Below are 14,723 nucleotides of genomic sequence, written 5' to 3'. Positions count from 1 at the left end.
GCCAGGTGTGAACGAGGAGTTGCATTGACATGACGTGCTGGTACGAGGGTCCTCTGGCCGCCTTCGACACCGAGACCACCGGCGTGGACGTGGAGAGCGATCGCATCGTGTCGGCCGCGATCGTGGTGCAGGACGCCGCGGGCAGCCGGCCGCGCGTCTCACGCTGGCTCGTGAATCCTGGAGTGCCGGTGCCGGCCGGGGCGACGGAGGTGCACGGCCTGACGGACGAGCACCTCCAGCGCAACGGCCGCTGGCCGGCTCCCGCCGTGGAGGAGATAGCCCGGCTGCTGGGCGAGCAGGCCGCGGCGGGCCGCCCGCTCGTGGTGATGAACGCGCCGTTCGATCTGACGCTCCTGGACCGGGAGTTGCGGCGACATCGCGCCTCCGCGCTCGGCCGCTACATGGAGAGTTCGTCGCTGTGCGTCCTCGATCCGCGCGTCCTCGACAAACACCTGGACCGCTACCGCAAGGGCCGCCGCACCCTGACGGACCTGTGCGCGCACTACGAGGTGGAGCTGGAGGGCGCGCACGACGCGGCCGCGGACGCGCAGGCCTCCCTGGATGTCGTACGGGCCGTGGGTCGCCGCTTCGCGTCCCGCCTGGAGCGTCTGTCCCCCGCCGAGCTGCACACCCTTCAGGCGGTGTGGCATGCCGCTCAGGCGCGTGGGCTGCAGGCGTGGTTCGCGCGCAGCGGCAATCCGGAGACGGTGGATCCGGCGTGGCCGATGCGCACGGAACTGCGTGAGGCCGCCTGACAGTTGCCCGTGCGGGCTCGGGCCCGGGGCACAGAAAAGCCGGTCCGTCTACTGACGGACCGGCTTTCTTCCGGGTGGGCGATACTGGGTTCGAACCAGTGACCTCTTCGGTGTGAACGAAGCGCTCTCCCACTGAGCTAATCGCCCGGGAACGGGTTGAACCATACAGGCCCCGGCGGGTTTCCAACAAACCGGTTCGGTCAGCGCCGCCGCAGATGCGCGACGAGCCCGCGCCGCCCACCCCGCATCATCAGCGCGTGGTTGACGAGGAACACCGGCCTGCCGACGAGGGCGAACCGCCGCAACAGGGGTTTGCACACCTCCACCTCCTGCTCGTACAGCGCGCGCGTCCCGCCCTCTCGCGCGCGCACGGTCCACCGCACCCAGCCCTCCAGGTCGCCGGACACGGCGATCTCCAGGACCCCGGCCTCGGTGTCACGGCGCAGGGCGGTGGCCGTCACGAACAGGTCGTACGGGAGGAGCGAGCGGAATCGGGCGGTGCCGCGGTGCTCGTCAAGGGGTGTCGCCTCGCGCACTTGGGGCCACCACAGGGGGTAGTCCTCGGCGCGCTCGAGGGCCGCGAACACATCGGCGGGCTCCTCGGGCAGGTCCCAGACACTGCGGAAGCGGTAGTGGTTCCAGTCCATGGTGCGAGTCTCCCCCCGTGACGCGGTGACTCACCTGAACGTGAATTGGCCTGATGGCGACTGTCGTTGATTCACCGTCAGAACTTCCGGATTCCCACTGAAATCCGAGAACTCTGAAACGGGGTCAGGTTTGCCCACCCGTCGAATTGCCGAAGGGTCCCGCGGGGATTTATATCCCAGGCATCCGTACGGATTATGGGATTCCTGTTCCGGTCGCCGGACACCAGGAGCGCGCCGCAGCCAGAAAGCGCTTGCAGGTCATGGCGGCCGGGCGCGGAAACGCCGAGTGCCCCGGAGGCTTGAAGCCTCCGGGGCACTCGGTCCGGGGTGGGCGATACTGGGTTCGAACCAGTGACCTCTTCGGTGTGAACGAAGCGCTCTCCCACTGAGCTAATCGCCCGGGCGCAGAGAGAACATTACCGCATGTCAGCAGGTGCTCCGACCAGCCCTGACACCCCCGGCGCGACCCTCGCGGGCCCCCGCTCACTCCTTGATCTTCCACGGCATCTCGAAGCCGAACTTCCACACGTAGATCACCACGAGCACCACGATGATCACCACGCCGACCGACGTCAGGATGATGTTCCGCCGGCGCACCGCGGGGTCGAGCGCGCGCTGCGTGGCCTCGGTGACCTTGCGCTTCGTCCAGCGGAGCACGAGCTGCGCCCAGACGAACTCGGTCGCCCAGATCGCCATGCCGCCGAAGATCACCAGCCAGCCCGGCCCCGGCAGCGGCAGCATGATCACGCCCGCCACCACCACCGCGAGCCCGACCACGAAGACGCCGACCTGCCAGCTCAGATGCAGGGCTCTGCGGGCCTTGATGAACTCCGGCGCCCGCGAGCCGAGCTCCGGCTCGGCCTTCGCCCCGCCCCCCGTCGCCGCGGCCACGGATTCAGACTCGGCCGCCTCGTCACTCCCCGTATTCATACAACCAAACCTACCCGACGGAATCCCGTCACCGGAATGGACGCTCCGGACCGAGAAACACTCCGCCGTCCGAGCTACCTAAACGCACTCAAAACACTCAGAGGGGTTTACAACGGCACCGTAGGTGGCATGTCGATTTCGCCGACGTGCGAATCCCCGAGCGCACACTGAGCGAAAGGCCCTGGCGCTTATGAACACCACGGTCAGCTGCGAGCTGCACCTGCGCCTCGTTGTGTCGAGCGAGTCCTCACTGCCTGTACCCGCAGGACTGCGGTATGACACGGCCGATCCCTACGCCGTGCACGCCACCTTCCACACCGGAGCAGAAGAGACGGTCGAGTGGGTGTTCGCCCGCGATCTGCTCGCCGAGGGCCTGCACCGGCCCACCGGCACCGGCGACGTCCGAGTCTGGCCATCCCGTAGTCACGGCCAAGGCGTCGTCTGCATCGCTCTGAGTTCCCCTGAGGGCGAGGCTCTGCTCGAAGCCCCTGCGAGGGCGCTGGAGTCGTTCCTGAAGAGGACCGACGCGGCCGTGCCACCCGGCACGGAACACCGCCACTTCGATCTCGACACGGAGCTCTCACACATCCTGGCCGAAAGCTAAGGCCTGGAGCCGACGCCGGCACACCGCCGGAGTCACGCACCGCGAGAGCCGCTCGATGCCGTCCACTCGGGGAGACGGACCGAGCCACAACAACTGCATATGGCATACACCGGCGCCGCCGCCGTGGGATCCCCACGGCGGCGGCGTCGGCGCGTCCATGGGCCGGCGGCCAGGCGCCACACGGACGGGCGGACCTATAACATCGGCCAGCATCGGCGGGCACAGGCCCGACCCCCAGGCCAGGGAGCAAATCGTGCTGATCACCCACGACACCCGGTGCGCCCTCGACACCGTGGTCGATCTGGTGAACACCGCACCGGACGACGAGCAGGCCGTCGACGGGCTGGCCGATGTGGCAGCCCTGGGCGAATTCGTACGAAGGAACGACATCAGTGACGTCGGGACACTCACGGAGCGTGACCTCGACGGCGTACAGAGTGTGAGGGGACGGTTCGCCGCCGTGTTCGCGACGCCCGACCCGCACGCCGCCGCCTCGCTCATCAACGAGCTGGTCGCCGCCGCGGGCACCACGCCGCGCCTGACGGACCACGACGGCTACGACTGGCACGTGCACTACTTCGCACCCGGCGCCTCCGTGGCCGACCACCTGGCGGCCGACTGCGGGATGGCGCTCGCCTTCTTCGTGGTCGCCGGGGAGCAGGAGCGGCTGCGGCGGTGCGAGGCCCCGGACTGCCGGCGGGCCTTCGTGGACCTCTCCCGTAACCGGTCGCGCAGGTACTGCGACAGCCGCACCTGCGGAAACCGTTTGCACGTGGCGGCGTACCGGGCGCGCCGCAAGGAGGCGGCGGGCTGACCCGCCCGTGGCCTCACAGCAGGAACAGCCCGTGGCCTCACAGCAGGAACAGATCGTGCAGCGAAGCCAGGAGCAGCAGGCAGCCGATCACCGCCAGAAAGATCATCAAGGGTGGCTGTGACAGTGCGAAGAGGCAGCCTCGGCGTTCGTCGGCCATGAGGGCGTCGTGTCGCTCGTCGGCCTGCGGGGCGGAACCGCCCTGTGTTGTGTCCAGCATCTCGCGGCGATGATGACGCAGCCGGCACACCGCAGTCGATCAACACGCTCAAAAGAAGCGGGAGTTCGCCGGATCCCGTGACGTGGGTGGTACGAGGTCGACCGGGAAGGGTCCGGCGGCTTCCGTTTTCCGACCGGGGTCGACCGACCGCCTGAGAGATTCCTCTGGTCAGATCCCGTGCTTCTTCAGAATCGCCTCGATGTCGCTGAAGTCCTCGGAGCCGGGCTTCGCGGCAGGACCGGCCGCCGCGGGCCGGGCGGTCTGCCCCAGCGAGGGGGCGGAGGCCGCGGGTGCCACGGCCTGGGTCTCGGCGGCGGCCTTCGCCGCCTTGCGCTCCTTGCGGGTGCCACCGCTGCGGCGCTCCAGCGCGCGGGTCACCATGAACAGGAGCCAGGCGCCACCGAGCACGACGAATCCGGCCCACGCCGTAGGGCTGAACGCGGTGTCCGCCAGCCAGCCGACCGCACCGGTCATCACCAGACCGATCGGCACCAGCGAATACGCCGCTATGCGCGCGGCCGCGAGGAAGCGCTTCCGGTACGCGGTGACCGCGGCGATACCCAGCCCGGCCACGGAAACGGCGGAACAGACGGTCTCGGCAATCATCCGGTCCTCCTGGCACAGGCAGCGGGCGACGGAGCATTCCGTCCTCTCCATCGTGCACCGCCCCAGGGTCCGGAGGCCACGGTCCAGCCCGACCTCAGGGACTTTTCCGGGTACGACCTCCTCCGTAGGTGCCGGTCCGGGGCCTGTCAGGGGTCCTTCCAGGGTCTGATCAGGGAGTCTGCCGCAGGTGCCGGTTGGGGTCCCCGGCGCCCGGCTGGAAGACTGGTCCCATGAACGACGCCTCTCCCGCCTCCGCCCCTCAGGGCCGCCCCGTCCTCGACGTCTGGTGCGAGCTCCAGTGCCCCGACTGCCGCACCGCTCTCGACGACGTGCGCGCGCTGCGGGCCCGCTACGGCGACCGCATCGACCTGCGCCTGCGGCACTTCCCGCTGGAGAAGCACAAGCACGCCTTCGCGGGCGCGCAGGCCGCGGAGGAGGCCTTCGAGCAGGGACAGGGCTGGCCGTACGTGGAGGCGGTGCTCGGCCGGGTCGAGGAACTCGACCGCAAGGGCGAGCCGTTCCTCGTCGAGGTCGCGCGTGAACTCGGCCTGGACGCCGAGGAGTTCGACACCGCACTCATCGACGGCAGGCACATCCTGATCGTCGACGCGGACCAGGCCGAGGGCAAGGCGATCGGCGTCACGGGCACACCCACGTACGTCATCGACGGCGAGCGGCTCGACGGCGGCAAGAGCCAGGACGGCCTGCTCGAACGCGTCGAGGAGATCGCCGACCGGCTGCTCGGCTCGTAGCCGGCGGCCCGCGGGCCGCTCAGAGCAGCGGCTTGTACAGGTGGAACTCGGTCGCCCGGTATCCGAGCGACTCGTACAGGCGGACGGCCGGGGTGTTGCCCGCGAAGACGTTGAGCCCCAGGCGGGCGACGCCCGCGGCGTGCGACTCGGCCTCCGCGAGGAGCATCAGCGACCGCCCGTGGCCGTGCCCGCGGTGCTCGGCCGCGACCTCGACGTCGTAGACGTAGGCGCTCTCGCCGCGCAGCGCGACCCACAGCGTGCCCACGACCGCGCCGTCCGCCTCGAGCACGCTCAGGACCGCGTCCCGTGTGGCCAACCCTTCCGCGAGCGTCGCCGCGTGATCGGCCTCGGTCTTGGCGCGGGCCTGGGCCTCCGGGACGCCCCGCTCGACCAGGGTGCGCACATAACCAGCCTGCGTGTGTGCCTCCCACGCGGTGAACTCGGGGCCGGTCATGCGCCGTCCCACGCTGCCCGCCGGGAGCGTGGGGGGCTCGGCCGGGAGCTCCTTCTCCATGTTCCGGTTGCGCTCGACGTAGCCGAGGGCGGTGGCCAGGGCGAGGGCACGCTCCGCCGGCGCGGGGATCGAGACCTCGATCCGGCCGCAGCCCCAGCCGCGCGCCACCTCCTCGGCGGCGAGCGCGGCGACGGTGCCGCGGCCCCGCCCGCGGTCCTCCTCCTCGATCCGCAGATCACGGATCCGGGCCACCCCTTCGCCGTAGACGGGGTGGGTGCCCAGACGCAGCTCGCCGACGGGGCGGCTGTTCACGCACACCTGGTAGTGGCGTGACCGCGTCCCGTCGGCATCGCGCTGAAGCGGCTCGGTCGGCCGCAGGGTGGTGGTCATCAGGGGTGTTCTACCCGCCCTGTGACCACCGCGTCACCCGGATTAGGAGTCGTCCTGTCTACGGGTCGAGGTCGTCCGCCGCGCGCTCGTCGAAGACGCGCATCGCCTTGGCGGTGACGGGACCGGGCGCGCCCGGCAGCTCGCGTCCGTCGACTCGGTGCACGCCCTGCACGTCGCGCAGCGTGGACGTCAGGAAGATCTCGTCGGCACGCTCCAGGACGTCCAGCGGCAGATCGGTCTCCTTGGCGCCGGTCCACTCGACGGCCAGCGCTCGGGTGATGCCCGCCAGGCAGCCGGAGGCGACCGGCGGGGTGTGGATCTCGCCGTCCAGGACGACGAAGACGTTCGACCCCGTGCCCTCGCAGAGCTGACCCACCGTGTTGGCGAACAGCGCCTCGGAGGCGCCCTGTTCGCGCGCGCGGGCGAGCGCGACGACGTTCTCCGCGTACGAGGTGGTCTTCAGGCCGGTGAGCGCGCCGCGTTCGTTGCGCGTCCACGGGACCGTGACCGTGGCGGTGGAGTCGGGGCGCCGGGCGGCCTCGCCGAGGGCGACCACCAGCGTCGGCCCGTGCTCACCGCGGTCGGACCCCAGCGGGGAGAGCCCTCCGGTGTACGTGATCCGCAGCCGTCCGAGCGGCATCGGGTTGGCCTCGAGGACGGCTTCGCAGGCCCGGCGCACCTCGTCGAGATCGGGCTCGGGCAGACCGAGACCGCGCGCGGAACGGGCGAGCCGGTCCAGGTGGCGGGTCAGCGCGAACGGCTTCCCGTCGACCGACTTCACCGTCTCGAAAATGCCGTCGCCCACGGTCAGGCCATGGTCGAACACCGAGACACGGGCGGCCTCGAGGTCCTGCAGTGTGCCGTCGAGCCAGATCTTCACGTAGGGATCCCTCCACTTTCCTGGTACGTACCCGACGCTACCGCTAGCAGCCGAGAAGCCTTCAGTTCGGTCTCCCGCCACTCACCTTCGGGGTCCGACCCCCAGGTGATTCCGGCGCCCGTGCCGAACCGCAGGACGCCCTCGGCCCGGTCGGCCCAGAACGTGCGGATGCCGACGGCCAGCTCGCCGATGCCCCGGTCGGCGTCGACCCAGCCGATGCCGCCGCAGTACGGACCGCGCGGCGCCGTCTCCAGGGCGTCGATGATGCGCAGGGCGCTGGACTTGGGCGCTCCGGTGACCGAGCCGGGCGGGAACGCGGCGCCGAGCAGGTCACGCCAGCCCGCGCCGTCGCGCAGTTCACCGCGGACGGTGGAGACAAGGTGGACGAGGCCCGGGTGTTTCTCGACGACGCACAGCTCCGGGACGGTCACGGAACCGGTCGCGCACACGCGTCCGAGATCGTTGCGGACCAGGTCCACGATCATCACGTTCTCCGCGTAGTCCTTCTCCAGGAGGTCCGCCTCGGTCCGGCCCGTGCCCTTGATCGGCCCGGACTCGACGGTCCGCCCGGTGCGGCTCAGGAACAGCTCGGGGGACGCGGTGGCTATCTCCACGCCGTGCTCGGGAAGGCGGATGGTCCCCGCGTAGGGGGCCGGATTGCCGCGCGCGAGGAGCGCCGTGAGGGCGTCCACGTCCGCGCGCGGCGGAAGGGGCGCGGACAGGACGCGGCAGAGGTTGGCCTGGTAGACATCGCCGGCCGCGATGCGGGCGCGGATCCTGCGGACGCCCTCCGTGTACGCGGCCCGGTCGAGGGACGACGTCCAGTCACCGGCCGCGGGCCCCTGCCAGGCCCCGGGGACCGGGGCGGGCACGGGCTCCTCGCGTACGGAGCCGAAGCGGGCACACACAAGACGGCCCTCGAAGTCCGCGGACACGGCCCAGAAGCCGGCGGAGTCCAGGGCCTCGGGATCGCCGGTCACGTCGCGCAACTCGGTCGCTACGAGACCGCCGAAGCGGGCCAGAGGGGGCAGGTCGTGAGGGAGGTCGCGCACGTCTTCGAGTCTATGGCGGGTGTCCCCCGCGTGACCTGGGGTGGTCGCACCGCAGCACGCTGCGCAAACGCGTTTTTGTACTGGCCCAGGAATCCGCTAGAGTTCAACACGTCGCCGGGACGCGCAAGCGAAACGGAAACGACAAGCGGACGTAGCTCAGTTGGTAGAGCGCAACCTTGCCAAGGTTGAGGTCGCCAGTTCGAACCTGGTCGTCCGCTCAGGAAGTGGGGGATCTTCCCGAACCCCCACACTCCTGGTGGAGTGGCCGAGAGGCGAGGCAACGGCCTGCAAAGCCGTCTACACGGGTTCAAATCCCGTCTCCACCTCCAAGGACGATTAGCTCAGCGGGAGAGCGCTTCCCTGACACGGAAGAGGTCACTGGTTCAATCCCAGTATCGTCCACTGGATCATCGCGAAGGTCACCTTCCCGACGGTCCGAAACCCCGCGCGATTAGCTCAGCGGGAGAGCGCTTCCCTGACACGGAAGAGGTCACTGGTTCAATCCCAGTATCGCGCACGCAGCACCACTCACGGGTCCTGATACAGTCTGGTCCGTCCCGCGCGATTAGCTCAGCGGGAGAGCGCTTCCCTGACACGGAAGAGGTCACTGGTTCAATCCCAGTATCGCGCACACTCAAGAAGCCCCCAGCCTTTCGGCCGGGGGCTTCTTCATGTGCTGGGCGGCTCAGGAGGAGAAGAGCATCCGGCCGAAGCCGCCCTTGTGGTGGCCGTGGTGACCGCCGTGGTGCCCGCCGTGGTGCGGGGCACCCCAGGCCGGGGCGGGGGCCGACGGGTACGCCTGCGGGGCCGGAGGCGCCGGCGGCACCTGCTGCTGCCACTGGGACTCGAGGCGCGTCAGGGACTCCAGCTCGCCATAGTCGAGGAATATCCCCCGGCAGCCGCTGCACTGCTCGATCTGGACGCCATTGCGGTTGTACGTGTGCATCGGTGCATGACACTTGGGGCACTGCATGGTCGGCTCAACTCCTCGCCGTTCGGCACTTCTTCGCCGGAACACTTCCCGGCACCGGTCCGTTGCACCCTACTTCGCCACGCCGTGTGCCAACTCGGCCGGTACCGCTGCCATTCGGTCACAGGCGTCGACCAATGCCTCCTCCGCCTCGTCGAGCGCCCGGCCGGCCGCGACGGCCTTGGCCACGGCGAGTGCCGCGGTCTGGACGGTGAGAGCGCGGGCCGGGGCGTCGAGGGCGGGCCACGGGTCGCCCTGGAGCGACGGAGCGCCGCCCGCCTCCTGGTACGCGGTGAGGAACCTCGTCCACTCCTGTGCCGGAAGCAGGCCGCACGCGAACCACGCGGCGGGGCGGGCGAGGTCCCAGGCCGGGTCTCCGGTGCCGAGATCGTCGACGTCGATCAGGAGCCAGGGGCCGGTGCCGGCGGGGCGGCGGACGAGCTGCCCGAGGTGCAGGTCACCGTGGCACAGGGCCGACGCGTGCCCGCCGGGGGTCTCGGCTCGGGCCCAGGGCGGCAGGCCCGACCAGGCGCGCAGGATCGGGGCACATGCCGCGTGCGGGCCGGCGGCCAGGAGCCGCGCGACGGCGAGGGCCGCCTTGGCCGGGCCGCGCATCGGCGGGAGCGGGCCCGGGAGTTGCGCCGTGGGCACCGCGTGGAGGCGGGCCAGGAGCGTGGCCGCGTCCTCCCACGGCGCGCGTTCGGGGGCGTCGGGGTCCACGGGGCTGCCGTGCGGCCAGAACGTGACGAGCCGGTCGTGCAGATCCGCCGCGACCGGCGTGAGGGGTGGCAGCAGGATGCCGGGGAGCGCCGCCGCCGTGGCGAGGCGGGCGGTGAGCTCGGCGGGATCCGTGCCGGGGGCGTGGGCCTTGGCGACGATGTCTCCGTGACGCACGACCGTGCCGTCCGCCCGGTCGGCGAGTACTGCGCCTGCGGCCGGGCAGGCGCAGGGCCCCTGGCCGGGGTGCGCCGCGCCGCGTGCCGTGGCGGTGAGTGCGGGCAGCAGGACGGGTGCGGTCATCGGTGGTTCCCCCCGGGTGGTGTCACCGCGAGCGTACGCAGAACCGGCGGGTGGGTCCTACCGGTGCGCGGGCAGAACAATGGCCGCGCAGCTCCCCAGCTGCGCGGCCATCATGTGCCGTCCGCCGCACCCCCGTCCCCACGGGGTTTCATGGCCGGATGTCCCCGCCCGGACCGCTCTTCCGGGCCTGGGGCGCCGCTCAGCGCCCCAGCATCACGCCCACGGACGACGCTTGTGTGACCACTGCTTCCCAGCCGCCGAAGACGACTACGAGCAGGGCCGCCAGGGGAAGAACCATGGCCGTCGCCACCAAGGGGTGACGGCGCTCGGAACGACGGCCGCCGAACGTGGCGAATGCCCTGCGTCCCTGCGTGCGGACCATAGTCCGCGGTGCCGTGTCCGCCATGGTTCCTCTCCCGGTCAAGATCTTCGGTTTGGCAGCGGCGGGTACCTGACCTCGGGGGACGAGTGCTTGCACCCGCCGCTTGACCTCAAATCTAGGCGCGTCAGGAGCCACGGTCGTCATGCCCTCGTACCGATTGCCGGGCCTCCCGGAGGATGAGCACCGCTCCCTCGCCTACTCCCCTGGGTGGAGAAGAGGACCTAGGTCTCGGGCTAGGTCTCGGGGTCTTCCCGGAGGGGACGCGCGGCGCGGGCCGCCGCCTCCGAGGGCTCCTCCCTGGGTACCGGCTGCTCGACCAGGGCGAGTACCCGGGTCGCCATGAATCGTGCCGTACGCACGACAGAGCCGGAGCGGGTGACTTCGCTCACTTCCACCACGCCCCTGCGGACCGCCGTCTCGACTCGGCGGCCCGCCCGGCTCGCCACCACCTCGTACGTGCGCGTCGTGTCCCCCGCGTCCACGACTATCTCCACTCGATCACCCTTCACAGGCCCAATCCCCCTTCTACGACGGATGGTTGGCGATCAGGGCAGGCGCGGGCCGCACCACTCCCGCTTTCCCTGACCACCTCTCAAGTTTCCCACCGGGCACTGACAATCGATCGGATCGCGAGGGCGCGGCCTATGCGCGCACCCGGCCGTGGAAACGTAAGCTGTCGCTCGTCAAACGGACCGGGCAGCGGGGATGGACATGGCGATGATGCGCCTGAGGCGCGAGGACCCGCGTGTCGTCGGCTCGTTCAGGATTCACCGGCGGCTCGGCGCGGGCGGGATGGGCGTCGTCTATCTGGGCTCCGACCGCCGTGGCCAGCGGGTCGCGCTGAAGGTGATCCGGCCCGATCTCGCGGAGGACCAGGAGTTCAGGTCGCGCTTCGCGCGCGAGGTCTCCGCGGCCCGCAGGATCAGGGGCGGCTGCACGGCCCGCCTGGTCGCGGCCGATCTCGACACCGACAAGCCGTGGTTCGCCACCCAGTACGTCCCCGGGCCCTCGCTGCACGACAAGGTCGCCGAGGAGGGGCCGCTGGCCGCCTCCGACGTGGCCGCGGTCGGTGCGGCGCTGTCCGAGGGGCTCGTCGCCGTGCACGAGGCGGGCGTCGTGCACCGCGACCTCAAGCCGTCGAACATCCTGCTGTCGCCCAAGGGCCCGCGCATCATCGACTTCGGCATCGCCTGGGCGACCGGCGCCTCCACGCTCACCCATGTCGGTACGGCCGTCGGCTCCCCCGGGTTCCTCGCCCCCGAGCAGGTGCGGGGCGCCGCCGTCACGCCCGCCACGGACGTCTTCGCCCTCGGCGCCACCCTCGCGTACGCGGCGATGGCCGACTCGCCCTTCGGGCAAGGCAGTTCCGAGGTGATGCTGTACCGGGTCGTGCACGAGGAGGCCCAGCTGCACGGCGTACCGGACGCCCTGTCCCCGCTGATCCGGGCCTGCCTCGCCAAGGACCCCGAGGAGCGGCCCAGCACGCTCCAACTGTCGCTGCGGCTCAAGGAGATCGCGGCCCGCGAGGCACAGGGCCTCGGCGACGCCAGGCCGCCCGCCCCGCGCGGGGACACCGACCGGCCCACGGGCCGGCTCGCCGAGCAGTACGCGGAACAGCGCACACAGCGTCGCGCTCCGCAGGGCACTCCCCCGCCCCGGCCGAGCAACGGTTCCTCACGGACCGGCGGCAGCACGCGGCCGGGCGCGCCCCGCAACACGACGCGTTCGGGCTCGCGCCCCGCGCCCCGCAGCAACGGCGGGCGACAGGGGCCGCGGACGACGGGGACCGGGAAGCGCCGGCCCGCCAATCCGCGGCTGCTGCGCCAGCGGCTCTTCGTGTTCGTGGTGGTGACGCTGCTCGTGGCGCTCGGCATCGCGGCGGCACAGGGCTGCCAGGGGCCGTCGCGCGGGCTCGGTGAGCCGCGCGACGGCGTGCACGCGCAGGAGACGCTGCCCCGCCCCTACCTCTGAGGTCCGGTCAGGACCGGGGGCGGCCGGTGGCCACCGCGTAGAACGCGACCGCGGCCGCCGCTCCCACATTGAGCGAGTCGACGCCGTGGGCCATCGGGATGCGCACCCATTCGTCGGCGGCGACGAGGGCCTGGGTGGAGAGGCCGTCGCCCTCGGCGCCGAGCATCAGGGCCACACGGTCCATCTTGTGCGGGGCCACCTCGTCGAGGCTCTTCGCCTTCTCGTCGGGGGTGAGCGCGAGCAGGCTGAAGCCCGCCTCGCGCACCGACTCCAGGGACTTGGGCCAGGATTCGAGGCGTGCGTAGGGGACCGAGAAGACGGCGCCCATGGAGACCTTCACCGAGCGGCGGTAGAGCGGGTCGGCGCAGTCCGGGGAGAGCAGGACCGCGTCCATGCCGAGCGCGGCCGCGCTGCGGAAGATGGCGCCGATGTTCGTGTGGTCGTTCACCGCTTCCATGACGACGACGCGGCGCTGCGTGGCGAGGAGTTCGTCGGCGGTCGGGAGCGGCTTGCGCTGCATCGAGGCGAGGGCGCCGCGGTGCACGTGGTAGCCGGTGACGCGCTCGGCGAGGTCCGGGCTCACGGCGTAGACCGGGGCCGGGACCTCGTCGATGACGTCGCGCATGACGTCGACCCACTTGGCGGAGAGCAGCATGGAGCGCATCTCGTACCCGGCCTGCTTGGCCCGTCTGATCACCTTCTCGCCCTCGGCGATGAAGAGGCCCTCGGCGGGCTCGCGCCTGCGGCGGAGTTCGACGTCGGTCAGGCCCGTGTAGTCGCGCAGGCGCGGGTCGTCGGGATCTTCGATGGTGATGAGACCTTGAGCTTCAGCCACAGGTTGATACTGCCTTGTCCTGGGTGCGGTGCCAACGGCTCGGAGCGAGTTCTGTTACCGCTGGTTACGTGTGGGGGTTCGTGACGGGTCACACGGTGTGCTGCGGGCCCACCGCGACGACGTCGCCGATGACGATGACGGCCGGGGGCCTCACCTCGTGGGTGCGGACGGCCTCCTCGACCGTCTCCAGGGTCGCGTCCACGCGGCGCTGGGCGGCCGTGGTGCCCTCCTGGACCAGGGCGACCGGCGTCTGCGGGGACTTGCCGTGCGCGATGAGGGTCTCGGCGATCCTGCCGATCTTGTCGACGCCCATGAGGACGACGAGGGTGCCGCGCAGCTTCGCGAGGGCGGGCCAGTCGACGAGCGAGCGCTCGTCGTCGGGCGCGACATGGCCGCTGACCACGGTGAACTCATGGGCGACGCCGCGATGGGTGACCGGGATGCCGGCCGCGCCGGGGACGGAGATCGAGCTGGAGATGCCGGGGACGACCGTGTACGGAATGCCCTCGGCCTCCAGCGCGATGGCCTCCTCCATGCCGCGGCCGAAGACGTACGGGTCGCCGCCCTTGAGGCGTACGACGGCCTTGCCCTGCTTGGCGTGCTCGATGAGCGCGTGGTTGATGGCCTCCTGGGCCATGTAGCGGCCGTACGGGATCTTCGCCGCGTCGATCACCTCGACATGCGGCGGGAGTTCGTCGAGCAGGTCGCGGGGGCCGAGCCGGTCGGCGATGACGACGTCCGCCTCGGCGAGGAGACGGCGGCCGCGGACGGTGATCAGGTCAGGGTCGCCGGGGCCGCCGCCGACCAGGGAGACGCCGGTGGTGCGGGTGCGGTGGTGCGGGGCGACGAGCGTGCCGTCGCGCAGGCCCTCGACGATCGCGTCGCGCACGGCCGCCGTGTGGCGGGGGTCGCGGCCGGCGGCGTCGGTGGTCAGGACGGCGACCGTGACGCCCTCGGAGCGGCCGGTGGCCGGCGTCCACGCGGTGGCCGCGTCGGCGTCGTCGGAGCGGACGCACCAGACACGGTGGCGCTCGGCCTCGGCGGAGGCCGCCTCGTTCGCGGCGCGGTCGCCGGTGGCGATGAGGGCGTACCAGGCGTCGGCCAGGTCCCCCTCCGCGTACGGGCGTCGCGACCAGGTGAGTTCACCGCCGTCCGCCATGGCCTCCACCGAGGGCGTCGCGGTGGGCGAGACCAGGTGGATGTCGGCGCCCGCCGCGATGAGGGCCGGGAGGCGGCGCTGGGCGACCTGGCCGCCGCCGAGTACGACTACGCGGCGGCCGGTGAGACGGAGGCCTACGGGGTACGCGGGGTGTTCTGCGGCCATGGGCGTGCGGCTCCTCGTGCGGGTGGCGCGTGTGACGGGTGATGCCTGTAGGAGGCTCGCTTCGGCGCTGGAGCGGGCCTTTGACGTGCGGGTTCAGCGTACGGGGCGGGCGGGACCCGT

18 protein-coding genes and 7 tRNA genes are annotated in these 14,723 nt (G+C 71.3%); 10 read left to right on the top strand and 15 right to left on the bottom strand.

Features of this window, described 5'->3' with window-relative positions; all coding sequences use genetic code 11:
* Nucleotides 1-29 precede the first annotated feature (29 nt).
* Nucleotides 30-755: a 3'-5' exonuclease gene (locus OG758_RS37605; RefSeq protein WP_326713967.1), complete on the top strand. Its 726-nt coding sequence runs from the start codon at nt 30-32 to the stop codon at nt 753-755.
* 75 nt (nt 756-830) lie between these two features.
* Here the strand turns inward: OG758_RS37605 and OG758_RS37600 are convergent.
* The 4 genes from OG758_RS37600 to OG758_RS37585 all read right to left on the bottom strand — a co-directional run bounded on the left by OG758_RS37600 (nt 831) and on the right by OG758_RS37585 (nt 2,332).
* A tRNA-Val gene (locus OG758_RS37600) sits at nt 831-902 on the bottom strand.
* A gap of 53 nt (nt 903-955) precedes the next feature.
* The gene (locus OG758_RS37595; protein ID WP_326713966.1) at nt 956-1,402 is read right to left on the bottom strand and encodes an SRPBCC family protein; all 447 of its coding nucleotides are present in this window, start codon (nt 1,400-1,402) and stop codon (nt 956-958) included.
* 328 nt (nt 1,403-1,730) lie between these two features.
* Nucleotides 1,731-1,802: transfer RNA gene (locus tag OG758_RS37590), tRNA-Val, on the bottom strand.
* A gap of 83 nt (nt 1,803-1,885) precedes the next feature.
* Nucleotides 1,886-2,332, bottom strand: a complete 447-nt coding sequence (locus OG758_RS37585) for a TIGR02611 family protein (RefSeq protein WP_326713965.1) — start codon at nt 2,330-2,332, stop codon at nt 1,886-1,888.
* A 190-nt stretch (nt 2,333-2,522) separates the two neighbouring features.
* Between OG758_RS37585 and OG758_RS37580 the strand changes: the two genes are divergently transcribed.
* Complete coding sequence (locus tag OG758_RS37580; RefSeq protein WP_003959770.1) at nt 2,523-2,936, top strand: SsgA family sporulation/cell division regulator; 414 nt, start codon at nt 2,523-2,525, stop codon at nt 2,934-2,936.
* A gap of 253 nt (nt 2,937-3,189) precedes the next feature.
* The gene (locus OG758_RS37575; protein ID WP_326713964.1) at nt 3,190-3,750 is read left to right on the top strand and encodes a CGNR zinc finger domain-containing protein; all 561 of its coding nucleotides are present in this window, start codon (nt 3,190-3,192) and stop codon (nt 3,748-3,750) included.
* A 37-nt stretch (nt 3,751-3,787) separates the two neighbouring features.
* Here the strand turns inward: OG758_RS37575 and OG758_RS37570 are convergent, their stop codons facing one another.
* Nucleotides 3,788-3,967, bottom strand: coding sequence for a hypothetical protein (locus OG758_RS37570; RefSeq protein ID WP_266566474.1), 180 nt, complete (start codon nt 3,965-3,967; stop codon nt 3,788-3,790).
* Between the two features lie 168 nt (nt 3,968-4,135).
* The gene (locus OG758_RS37565; protein ID WP_326713963.1) at nt 4,136-4,573 is read right to left on the bottom strand and encodes a hypothetical protein; all 438 of its coding nucleotides are present in this window, start codon (nt 4,571-4,573) and stop codon (nt 4,136-4,138) included.
* 230 nt (nt 4,574-4,803) lie between these two features.
* Here OG758_RS37565 and OG758_RS37560 point away from each other — a divergent pair, with 230 nt between their 5' ends.
* Nucleotides 4,804-5,325, top strand: coding sequence for a DsbA family protein (locus OG758_RS37560; RefSeq protein ID WP_326713962.1), 522 nt, complete (start codon nt 4,804-4,806; stop codon nt 5,323-5,325).
* Between the two features lie 19 nt (nt 5,326-5,344).
* Here OG758_RS37560 and OG758_RS37555 read toward each other — a convergent pair whose 3' ends face one another.
* The 3 genes from OG758_RS37555 to OG758_RS37545 are packed head-to-tail and all read right to left on the bottom strand — an operon-like array spanning nt 5,345 to nt 8,101.
* The gene (locus OG758_RS37555) at nt 5,345-6,169 is read right to left on the bottom strand and encodes a GNAT family N-acetyltransferase (protein ID WP_326713961.1); all 825 of its coding nucleotides are present in this window, start codon (nt 6,167-6,169) and stop codon (nt 5,345-5,347) included.
* 58 nt (nt 6,170-6,227) lie between these two features.
* Complete coding sequence (locus OG758_RS37550; RefSeq protein ID WP_326713960.1) at nt 6,228-7,049, bottom strand: aminotransferase class IV; 822 nt, start codon at nt 7,047-7,049, stop codon at nt 6,228-6,230.
* On the bottom strand, nt 7,046-8,101 hold the full coding sequence (locus OG758_RS37545; protein WP_326713959.1) for a chorismate-binding protein: 1,056 nt from the start codon (nt 8,099-8,101) through the stop codon (nt 7,046-7,048). The genes OG758_RS37550 and OG758_RS37545 overlap by 4 nt, the downstream gene beginning before the upstream one ends.
* Before the next feature lie 145 nt (nt 8,102-8,246).
* Between OG758_RS37545 and OG758_RS37540 the strand changes: the two genes are divergently transcribed.
* The 5 genes from OG758_RS37540 (at nt 8,247) to OG758_RS37520 (ending at nt 8,732) form a co-directional block, all read left to right on the top strand.
* A tRNA-Gly gene (locus OG758_RS37540) sits at nt 8,247-8,319 on the top strand.
* A 37-nt stretch (nt 8,320-8,356) separates the two neighbouring features.
* Nucleotides 8,357-8,430, top strand: a tRNA-Cys gene (locus OG758_RS37535).
* Between the two features lies 1 nt (nt 8,431).
* A tRNA-Val gene (locus OG758_RS37530) sits at nt 8,432-8,503 on the top strand.
* Nucleotides 8,504-8,546: 43 nt separating this feature from the next.
* A tRNA-Val gene (locus OG758_RS37525) sits at nt 8,547-8,618 on the top strand.
* A 42-nt stretch (nt 8,619-8,660) separates the two neighbouring features.
* Nucleotides 8,661-8,732 (top strand) — tRNA-Val (locus OG758_RS37520).
* 54 nt (nt 8,733-8,786) lie between these two features.
* Here the strand turns inward: OG758_RS37520 and OG758_RS37515 are convergent.
* The 4 genes from OG758_RS37515 to OG758_RS37500 all read right to left on the bottom strand — a co-directional run bounded on the left by OG758_RS37515 (nt 8,787) and on the right by OG758_RS37500 (nt 10,982).
* Nucleotides 8,787-9,074 (bottom strand): TFIIB-type zinc ribbon-containing protein, encoded by a 288-nt coding sequence (locus OG758_RS37515; protein WP_266566462.1) that lies wholly within the window; start codon nt 9,072-9,074, stop codon nt 8,787-8,789.
* A 69-nt stretch (nt 9,075-9,143) separates the two neighbouring features.
* Nucleotides 9,144-10,091 carry a phosphotransferase family protein gene (locus OG758_RS37510; RefSeq protein ID WP_326713958.1) on the bottom strand — a complete coding sequence of 316 codons (948 nt, stop codon included), beginning with the start codon at nt 10,089-10,091 and terminating at the stop codon, nt 9,144-9,146.
* A gap of 199 nt (nt 10,092-10,290) precedes the next feature.
* Complete coding sequence (locus tag OG758_RS37505; RefSeq protein ID WP_326713957.1) at nt 10,291-10,497, bottom strand: hypothetical protein; 207 nt, start codon at nt 10,495-10,497, stop codon at nt 10,291-10,293.
* A 209-nt stretch (nt 10,498-10,706) separates the two neighbouring features.
* Nucleotides 10,707-10,982 carry a hypothetical protein gene (locus OG758_RS37500; protein WP_266566457.1) on the bottom strand — a complete coding sequence of 92 codons (276 nt, stop codon included), beginning with the start codon at nt 10,980-10,982 and terminating at the stop codon, nt 10,707-10,709.
* Nucleotides 10,983-11,178: 196 nt separating this feature from the next.
* Between OG758_RS37500 and OG758_RS37495 the strand changes: the two genes are divergently transcribed.
* Complete coding sequence (locus OG758_RS37495; RefSeq protein WP_326713956.1) at nt 11,179-12,444, top strand: serine/threonine-protein kinase; 1,266 nt, start codon at nt 11,179-11,181, stop codon at nt 12,442-12,444.
* Nucleotides 12,445-12,451: 7 nt separating this feature from the next.
* Here the strand turns inward: OG758_RS37495 and OG758_RS37490 are convergent, their stop codons facing one another.
* Both OG758_RS37490 and cobA read right to left on the bottom strand, forming a co-directional pair.
* Nucleotides 12,452-13,279, bottom strand: coding sequence for a TrmH family RNA methyltransferase (locus OG758_RS37490; protein WP_266566453.1), 828 nt, complete (start codon nt 13,277-13,279; stop codon nt 12,452-12,454).
* Nucleotides 13,280-13,367: 88 nt separating this feature from the next.
* Nucleotides 13,368-14,603, bottom strand: a complete 1,236-nt coding sequence (gene cobA, locus OG758_RS37485; RefSeq protein WP_326713955.1) for a uroporphyrinogen-III C-methyltransferase — start codon at nt 14,601-14,603, stop codon at nt 13,368-13,370.
* Nucleotides 14,604-14,723 lie beyond the last annotated feature (120 nt).

The organism is Streptomyces sp. NBC_01474 (genome assembly GCF_035918215.1).
GTDB lineage: Bacteria > Actinomycetota > Actinomycetes > Streptomycetales > Streptomycetaceae > Streptomyces > Streptomyces aureus.
Note: the sequence above shows the minus strand (reverse complement) of the source record. Positions and strands in the feature narration are given on the sequence as shown.

What these genes read in the sequence shown, in the direction of transcription:
- OG758_RS37605 (WP_326713967.1), top strand. Translation starts at nt 30, where the DNA reads ATGACGTGCTGGTACGAGGGTCCTCTGGCCGCCTTCGACACCGAGACC.
- OG758_RS37595 (WP_326713966.1), bottom strand. Translation starts at nt 1,402, where the DNA reads ATGGACTGGAACCACTACCGCTTCCGCAGTGTCTGGGACCTGCCCGAG.
- OG758_RS37585 (WP_326713965.1), bottom strand. Translation starts at nt 2,332, where the DNA reads ATGAATACGGGGAGTGACGAGGCGGCCGAGTCTGAATCCGTGGCCGCG.
- OG758_RS37580 (WP_003959770.1), top strand. Translation starts at nt 2,523, where the DNA reads ATGAACACCACGGTCAGCTGCGAGCTGCACCTGCGCCTCGTTGTGTCG.
- OG758_RS37570 (WP_266566474.1), bottom strand. Translation starts at nt 3,967, where the DNA reads ATGCTGGACACAACACAGGGCGGTTCCGCCCCGCAGGCCGACGAGCGA.
- OG758_RS37565 (WP_326713963.1), bottom strand. Translation starts at nt 4,573, where the DNA reads ATGATTGCCGAGACCGTCTGTTCCGCCGTTTCCGTGGCCGGGCTGGGT.
- OG758_RS37560 (WP_326713962.1), top strand. Translation starts at nt 4,804, where the DNA reads ATGAACGACGCCTCTCCCGCCTCCGCCCCTCAGGGCCGCCCCGTCCTC.
- OG758_RS37555 (WP_326713961.1), bottom strand. Translation starts at nt 6,169, where the DNA reads ATGACCACCACCCTGCGGCCGACCGAGCCGCTTCAGCGCGATGCCGAC.
- OG758_RS37515 (WP_266566462.1), bottom strand. Translation starts at nt 9,074, where the DNA reads ATGCAGTGCCCCAAGTGTCATGCACCGATGCACACGTACAACCGCAAT.
- OG758_RS37510 (WP_326713958.1), bottom strand. Translation starts at nt 10,091, where the DNA reads ATGACCGCACCCGTCCTGCTGCCCGCACTCACCGCCACGGCACGCGGC.
- OG758_RS37505 (WP_326713957.1), bottom strand. Translation starts at nt 10,497, where the DNA reads ATGGCGGACACGGCACCGCGGACTATGGTCCGCACGCAGGGACGCAGG.
- OG758_RS37495 (WP_326713956.1), top strand. Translation starts at nt 11,179, where the DNA reads ATGGACATGGCGATGATGCGCCTGAGGCGCGAGGACCCGCGTGTCGTC.
- cobA (WP_326713955.1), bottom strand. Translation starts at nt 14,603, where the DNA reads ATGGCCGCAGAACACCCCGCGTACCCCGTAGGCCTCCGTCTCACCGGC.